General features: G+C 58.2%; 8 protein-coding genes. All 8 read right to left on the reverse strand.

Annotated features, from left to right (window positions below; all coding sequences use genetic code 11):
* Positions 1-21: 21 nt before the first annotated feature.
* Positions 22-1,593 (reverse strand): bifunctional phosphoribosylaminoimidazolecarboxamide formyltransferase/IMP cyclohydrolase, encoded by a 1,572-nt coding sequence (purH, locus tag IIA05_02800; GenBank protein ID MCH9026030.1) that lies wholly within the window; start codon positions 1,591-1,593, stop codon positions 22-24.
* Between the two features lie 18 nt (positions 1,594-1,611).
* Positions 1,612-1,791: a Fis family transcriptional regulator gene (locus tag IIA05_02805; GenBank protein MCH9026031.1), complete on the reverse strand. Its 180-nt coding sequence runs from the start codon at positions 1,789-1,791 to the stop codon at positions 1,612-1,614.
* A 115-nt stretch (positions 1,792-1,906) separates the two neighbouring features.
* Positions 1,907-2,281, reverse strand: coding sequence for a tRNA-dihydrouridine synthase (locus tag IIA05_02810; GenBank protein ID MCH9026032.1), 375 nt, complete (start codon positions 2,279-2,281; stop codon positions 1,907-1,909).
* A 144-nt stretch (positions 2,282-2,425) separates the two neighbouring features.
* Entirely contained in the window at positions 2,426-4,339 is a 1,914-nt protein-coding gene (locus IIA05_02815) for a DUF3426 domain-containing protein (GenBank protein ID MCH9026033.1), read from the reverse strand.
* A 173-nt stretch (positions 4,340-4,512) separates the two neighbouring features.
* Positions 4,513-5,853 carry an acetyl-CoA carboxylase biotin carboxylase subunit gene (accC, locus tag IIA05_02820; protein MCH9026034.1) on the reverse strand — a complete coding sequence of 447 codons (1,341 nt, stop codon included), beginning with the start codon at positions 5,851-5,853 and terminating at the stop codon, positions 4,513-4,515.
* A gap of 21 nt (positions 5,854-5,874) precedes the next feature.
* Positions 5,875-6,318, reverse strand: coding sequence for an acetyl-CoA carboxylase biotin carboxyl carrier protein (locus IIA05_02825; protein MCH9026035.1), 444 nt, complete (start codon positions 6,316-6,318; stop codon positions 5,875-5,877).
* 5 nt (positions 6,319-6,323) lie between these two features.
* Positions 6,324-6,785 carry a type II 3-dehydroquinate dehydratase gene (gene aroQ, locus IIA05_02830; protein MCH9026036.1) on the reverse strand — a complete coding sequence of 154 codons (462 nt, stop codon included), beginning with the start codon at positions 6,783-6,785 and terminating at the stop codon, positions 6,324-6,326.
* 65 nt (positions 6,786-6,850) lie between these two features.
* Positions 6,851-7,440 (reverse strand): TlpA family protein disulfide reductase (locus tag IIA05_02835; GenBank protein ID MCH9026037.1); only part of this gene is annotated, 590 nt, incomplete at its 5' end.

A 7,440-nucleotide genomic window follows, 5' to 3' on the forward strand; every position in this document is an offset into this window, starting at 1 on the left:
CCCACAAAACTGCTGAAACTGCTAGTGCCTGAAATGCCGCACGCCGGTGAAAACCATGCTGATGCCATGTTTGTCAGCGGCATCGATGACTTCCTGGTCGCGCATCGAGCCGCCTGGCTGGATGATGGCGGCTACGCCCATTTCGGCGGCTTGATCGATGGTGTCCCTGAATGGGAAGAAGGCGTCCGACGCCATCACCGAACCGGCGATCGCCAGGCCTGCGTCCGCAGCCTTGAGCGCAGCGATCCGCGCACTGTAAACGCGGCTCATCTGGCCGGCGCCGACGCCCAGCGTCTGGCGGTCCTTGCAAAAAACGATGGCATTGGATTTTACGAATTTGACTACTTGCCAGCTGAACAGCAGGTCATCGAGTTCTTTCGCGGTCGGTTCCTTGCGCGTCACCGTGGTCAGGTCGCCAGCCGTGACCAGGCGATCGTCCCGGGTCTGCGCGAGCAGGCCGCCGGAGATTTTCTTCAGTTGCAGCGCGGAATCATTCGCTGGCATCGTGGACCCGGTGCCGAGCACCCTGATATTGGGTTTTGCGGACAACACGCTCAGCGCTGCGTCGGCAATTTCCGGGGCGATGATGACTTCGACGAACTGCTGATCGATGATCGCTCGCGCGGTTTCGGCTGACAAGGACCGGTTAAAAGCGACGATGCCGCCGTACGCGGAGGTGGGGTCGGTAGCATAGGCCAGGCGATAAGCTGCCAGGCACTCGCTCGCGATGGCGACCCCGCAAGGATTGGCGTGTTTGACGATAACGCAGGCCGGCGCGTCGAATTGCCCGACGCACTCCCAGGCGGCATCCGTGTCAGCGATGTTGTTATAGGATAATTCCTTGCCCTGATGTTGCTTTGCCCCTCCCAGGCTGCCCGCTGGCACATTCCGGTTCCGGTAAAAGGCTGCCTCCTGGTGGGGGTTTTCTCCGTACCGCAGTATCGTCTGCCGGTCGAAATCCAGGCACAGGTGCGGCGGCAGAAGTTGCTCGCCAGGCGGTTGTTCGTTTTTGGCGCTGGCAAGGTACTGACTGATAGCCTGGTCATATGACGCGGTGTGGGCGAATGCTTTCGTGGCCAGATCGAAACACAGGTCGGCACCCAGGCAACCATCGTTCGCCTGCATTTCCGCGATGATGCGCGGGTAATCGTCCGGGTCGACGACAACGCAGACGCCGGCGTGGTTTTTGGCGGCCGCCCTTAGCATCGCGGGTCCGCCGATATCGATATTTTCTAGCGCATCGCTCAGCGTGCAATTGGGCGCTGCAATCGTTTCCCTGAACGGATAGAGGTTGACGACCAGTAGGTCTATTGGATCTATTCCATGCGCCGCCATGGCGTCGTCGTCGATGCCGCGACGACCCAGGAGACCACCGTGTATCTTCGGGTGCATGGTCTTGACGCGACCATCCATGAGTTCGGGAAATCCCGTGTGATCCGCGACCTCGGTGACTTCGATACCGGTGTCACAGAGCAGTTGTGCGGTCCCGCCGGTAGACAACAGGTGTACCTTCCGAGCGCCAAGAAAACGGCCGAGTTCCGGCAAACCCCGCTTGTCCGAAACGCTAAGCAGCGCCCGCCTGATTTTTATCACGGGAAGTTTCCGGCAGGATCAGTTGACGAGGCCATGCCGGCGCAATTTCTTGCGTAGGGTGCCACGATTGATGCCCAGGATATCGGCGGCCAGGCTCTGATTGCCCTCGGCGTAATCAAGGACGGTGCGCAACAGCGGTTTTTCGACTTGCCCGATGACCAACTCGTACAGGGCCTTGGGCTGGTGCCCGTTCAGCATCTCAAAATAGCTGGTCAGCGCTTCTTCGGTAAGGTCGCAAAGGGGTTTCTGGTTGACATGAATTTTGCCGTCCGGCTTACTGCTTCTGGCTCTGCTCACAATTATTCTTCCCCACTTATGCTGCCAGGTTGAATCCTGGATTTAGATATTCTTCGCCAATGGCAAACAGCGTTTCGACCAATCGTTCTTGCTCAATTGCGGTCTCAACGCGAACCGCTTCGTTGCGTACCTGCGGCTGTATTCCGCAGGCATCGAAATACCATCCCAAGTGCTTTTGGGCCACCCGGACGCCGGTGTACTCCCCGTAAAACCGGTACAGGTTTTGCAAATGGGCGAGCATAATATCACGGACCTGGTGGTTTGCGGGAGCGGGTTTCAGTTTTCCGTAGCGACAATAAAAATCGATTTGCGAAAACAGCCACGGACGACCCTGCTCGGCGCCGAGCTCGCGGCACAGTTGCCTGAACGGACGATCGGTTGCCCCGGCCATCGCGGCGCCAGCACCAGGCGATTGCGCATCTTGAAAGGTCCGATAATCGGACTCACGCGGCGTGGGTCCATGAGCCTGACGAACCAGGCTCAGTCCGGGCAGGGTTCGTAATAGCAACGCGCGGAAGCGCCGGTTCACGCCGGTCTATTTGCAGCGCAATTCCTGGTTGCTGTCTTGCAGGCAGTATTCGATATGATAATTTTGCGCCAGATCGTCCGCCAGCTCCATGACGCGTATATCGACCGCAACCTGCTCGCCGGCCGCCATTCGTGCCTGGTCTCCGGGATCGGTCTGCAGGTATTCGCCGGCATGTAAATCCCGGATCGCCAGTGCTTCGTCCCATTGATCGGTAAAAATTAGCCGCAGGATCGGGTAGGGCTGGGCAAAGGTGGCGCGGTTCGTAAGAATCGCCGAAATCTCGACCACGCCGGTACCGGTCTCGTTGCCCACGACCCGGGTGCGCCGAATGTCATAGGCATCCAGGTCCCATTGCCGGGTCAGCGGAGTCCCAAGACCGCTGTATACACTTTCCAGCAACGGACCGAACGAGTCGCTTGCCAGAATCTGGTAGCGGGAATAGTGAATCAGTTGGGCCAGCAGCATGAATGCCAGTGCGACCGCAACAGCGATAGCCGCTGGCCGGTGGTATTTTCTTGCCAGCGTAAAGCGGCGGTTTTCAGCGGCTGCAGGCGTCGGCGCCGATTCCGGCGTGGCCTGGGTAACGTCAAGATCGAGCACATCATCGCTGGCGAGGACAATTTCTTCGGCGCCTTCTGCGTGCGAGTCAAAAAATTCTTCCAGCGATGAGATCTCCGCCCCGTCTTCTGCTTCAGCACCGGTTTCCAATGCCGGTGGTTCTTCGTCGGCAGCCATGAAAACGGTGTCAATCTGGTCACCAGGCACATCGAATTCAAGTTCGTCTTTTTCCGCAGATTCCAGGGTAACTTCACCGAGCCAGATTTCTTCAACGCCGCTGTCGGAACCGGCCGCTGCATGCTCCACATCCACTTCGTCGGCTGCCTGTTCGGAATCTTGCGTTGCGCTTTCTTCCTCGCCGGGTTCGGCAGCGCGCGGCGTTTTGGGTTCGTCGTCAGGCTGGTCATCCAAAAGCTGATCATCAGCGAGTTTTTCGGATTCGTCCTGATCCTCATTTTCCAGCAGCTCATCATCAGCGAGCACGTCGGGTTCGTCGATTTCATCGTCTACCGGAAGGCTGTCATCGGCAGCCACTGCGGGCTCGGCCATATTCCCGTTTTCCAAAAACTCATCATCAGCGAGGTTTTCGGGGTCGTCGCTTTCATCGTCTTCCAGGGGGCTGTCACCAGCAGCCTCTGGGAACTCGTCCCCATCCTCGTCTTCCAAAAGATCGTCGTGTGCGAGTTGCTGGGACTCATTTTCATCATCGACGTTGATGTCCTCCAGTCCTGCTTCTTCATCGGCGCCTTCGGCCAACCGTTCCAGGAAGTCCATGCTGGGCTGATCCGGGTCCGTCTCCGGGGCGGTGTCCTGAGCCTCTTCGGACATCAATGCCTCGTCTTCATCGGCATCGGGCGCATCTACTATGGGATCGCCAGCGTCGGCGGTCTCATCCTCGGTCCGTCCGTGACCACCCGCCGATGGCTCCGCGAGCACAGACTGGTCCTCGCCTGCTTCTTCGGGCGGAGTATCTGCAGCGTCGACATCGCCGACAAAATGCGGTCCCGACGACTCCCAGGCTTTGGATTCGGTGGCGTGGATCGTCGCCAGTACGGCGGCCTCAAATGCTTCGGCATCCTCGACCAGAACGACTTCATCGGGGGTCGCGGTTTGCTCGCCGCCGGCTGCGTCGAGGTCATCAACCGCTTCTGCCCCCAAGCCATCCGGCTGAGTTCCGGCATCCTCGCCCTGATCCGCGGGCGCTGGCAGGTTGGCAGCCGCTTCGCTGGCGCTTTCCTGGATATTGCTCAATGCGTTAAAGGAAAAATCACACTGACCGCAGCGCACCTGGCCAGCCGCTTGCTGCAGGTGTTTGGCGCTGACTTTGAAAACGGTTTCGCAGTTTGGACAGCAGGTAAACAAAAGAACTCCCAGACCGTTATTCCGTGCCGCGGGCGCCGCTGAGCAGCACCCGGTCATCCATAGTGAGCGATGGGTTCATATCAAACCATGTCTGCTAGCGTTGTTCCACTGCTGAGGCCCGTGCAAGGACATCCGGGCTGGGTGGCCCCGGTTCGCCGTTCCACACGCGCGTCTCACAGGCCCAGGCGTTTTTCAAGGTAATGAATGTCTGTTCCGCCAGCCTGGAACGCACCGTGATTGGTTATTTCCTGGTGCAATGCGATGTTGCTCTTGATTCCTTCTATAACCATTTCGTTCAGGGCATTGCGCATTCTGGCAATGGCCGTTTTCCGGTCGGCCCCATGTGCAATAATTTTGCCGATCATCGAGTCGTAAAAAGGCGGCACCTCGTAACCGCTGTACAGATGACTGTCTACGCGTATACCGGGCCCACCAGGCGCATGCCATAACCTGACCGGTCCGGGGCTGGGGGTAAAGTTTTTGGGGTCTTCCGCGTTGATACGGCATTCGATGGCATGCCCGCTTATCCGAATATCCTGCTGGCTGAATTTCAGTTTTTCGCCGGCGGCAATTTCCAGCTGCGCCCTGACGATGTCCACTCCCGTGATCATTTCGGTGACCGGGTGTTCGACCTGGATCCGGGTGTTCATCTCGATGAAATAGAACTCACCGTTTTCATACAGAAACTCAAACGTGCCGGCGCTGCGGTAACCCATCGCCTTGCAGGCATCGACACAAACACGACCCATTTCCGTGCGCTGCTGTTCGGTGATTCCGGGCGCCGGCGCCTCTTCGATGACTTTCTGATGCCGGCGCTGCATGGAGCAATCGCGCTCACCCAGGTGAATCACGTTGCCATGATGGTCAGCCAGTACCTGGAACTCGATATGACGCGGCTTCTGCAGGTATTTCTCCAGGTACACTACTTCGTTATCGAATGTCGCTTTAGCCTCTGCCTTGGTCAGGGCAATCGCATTCATCAATGCGCCCTCGGCGTGGACAACCCGCATGCCGCGGCCACCGCCGCCGCCCGATGCCTTGATGATCACCGGATAGCCGATCTCGCGCCCTATCCGGAGGTTTTCCTCGACATCGTCGCCCAGCGGGCCATCCGACCCGGGCACGCAGGGCACACCGGCTTCCCGCATCGCCTTGATCGCCGAAACCTTGTCGCCCATGCGGCGGATGGTTTCGCCGCGCGGGCCAATAAATACGAAGCCGGAATTCTCTACGCGCTCCGCGAAATCCGCGTTCTCGGACAAGAAACCATAGCCGGGGTGAATTGCCATAGAGTCGGTTACTTCTGCGGCGCTGATGATGGCCGGCATGTTCAGATAACTGTCTATAGATTGTGGCGGTCCGATGCAGACAGATTCATCCGCCAGCAGCACATGCTTCTGGGTCGCATCCGCAGTGGAATGTACCGCCACGGTTTTTATGTTCAGTTCACGGCAGGCTCGCAATATGCGTAAAGCAATTTCGCCCCGGTTGGCGATGACAATTTTGTCCAGCATGATATCGCTGCTCTCAGGAATTCATTCAATAATGAAAAGTGGCTGGCCAAATTCCACCGGGTCACCGCTTTCTACGAGTACCGAGACAATGGTGCCGGACACGTCTGCTTCAATCTGGTTCATCATCTTCATGGCCTCGATGATGCACAAAACGTCGCCTTCGCTGACCGAGCTGCCGATTTGTACAAAGGACTTCGCTCCCGGCGCGGGTGAGTCGTAAAAAGTTCCTACCATCGGTGCGGTTATGTTGTGGCCGCCAGACTTGGCCTCAACGGCCGGTTCCGAGGCCGCGGCGGCAGCCACGGGGGGTGGCGCCTGGATAGCTACCGGCGCCGCCGGTGCAGATAAGGCCGCCTCGGGATAACGGCGGATGCGCACCGAATCTTCTCCTTCGGTGATTTCAAGTTCCGCAATTCCGGATTCCTGGAGAAGTTCAATCAGTTTTTTGACTTTACGAATATCCATCGGGTTTACTCTGGTTGTTTTTCAGCCGCAGCGGCCAGGTGTTGGATCGCTGCCTGCAGCGCCAGGCGATAACTATGTGGCCCGAAACCGGCAATGACACCCAGCGCGATGTCGCTGAAAAAACTTTGTCGCCGGAACGGTTCCCGCGCTGCAGGGTTGCTCATGTGTACTTCGAAAAACGGTGTCCCCGTGGCCAGCAAGGCGTCGCGCAAAGCGATGGAGGTATGGGTAAACGCAGCCGGGTTGAACAGAATCAAATCGGTGCCATCGTCACCACAGCCATGGATCCTTTGCAACAACTCGTGCTCTGCATCACTTTGATAACAGCCAAGACTGTGTCCGGCTTCTTTCGCCAGGCCGGATAATTCGTTCTCGATGTCCGCGAGCGTGCGCTCACCATAGCGGTGAGGCTCCCTTTGTCCCAGCAGGTTCAGGTTGGGGCCGTTGAGCAGTAGAATCTGGGCCATTTCTTATGATTTCGCCGAAGTTAAGGGCAATATTACACATTTTAGCGGCAGATTTACGACAATTTTTAGTCCATGGCCTCCAGGAGGGTCTGCGCCCCGGCAAAATCGATGCTCCCGTTCTCGGTTTGCCAGAGGATGTCGATAATCCGCGTGGCCTGATCCGCGTGGAGTTCGCCTATATGATTATGCAAGGTCCGGCCGTCGCTGAGGCTGAAAACCGTGCCCGGCAGTACAATCAGGTCCAGGCCGAATGCTTCCGCTACATCCATCGCGTCCTGCTCGCCGACCAGCACCGGGTAATTCATTTTCATCGCCTTTGCGTACTGCTCAACCGCATCCGGAAAATCCAGCGCGATGCCGATTAACTGCAGGCCGGCGGCAGTGTGTTCCAACTGCATTTCCATGAGCATCGGGATTTCCCGCCGGCAGGGTGCGCACCAGGTTGCCCAGAAATTGACGACCAGGGGTTTTCCCTCCCATTGCCGCGATGACACCGGCACGCCCTCGGGTGATATCAGTTCGAATGTCGGACGCAGACCCGGGCCGGCGGTCGTGGATCGCGTGACTGGCGCCGTACCCGCGGGATGCAGCTGGCCGCCTCCCTGGTACTCATTCCAGACCTGGAACGCGATAAAGCCGACGATCGCCGCCGCAC

It is taken from the genome of Pseudomonadota bacterium, from assembly GCA_022572885.1.
Taxonomy (GTDB): Bacteria; Pseudomonadota; Gammaproteobacteria; order Steroidobacterales; family MnTg04; genus MnTg04.

What these genes read in the sequence shown, in the direction of transcription:
- IIA05_02805 (MCH9026031.1), bottom strand. Translation starts at nt 1,791, where the DNA reads ATGCTGAACGGGCACCAGCCCAAGGCCCTGTACGAGTTGGTCATCGGG.
- IIA05_02810 (MCH9026032.1), bottom strand. Translation starts at nt 2,281, where the DNA reads ATGGCCGGGGCAACCGATCGTCCGTTCAGGCAACTGTGCCGCGAGCTC.
- accC (MCH9026034.1), bottom strand. Translation starts at nt 5,853, where the DNA reads ATGCTGGACAAAATTGTCATCGCCAACCGGGGCGAAATTGCTTTACGC.
- IIA05_02825 (MCH9026035.1), bottom strand. Translation starts at nt 6,318, where the DNA reads ATGGATATTCGTAAAGTCAAAAAACTGATTGAACTTCTCCAGGAATCC.
- aroQ (MCH9026036.1), bottom strand. Translation starts at nt 6,785, where the DNA reads ATGGCCCAGATTCTACTGCTCAACGGCCCCAACCTGAACCTGCTGGGA.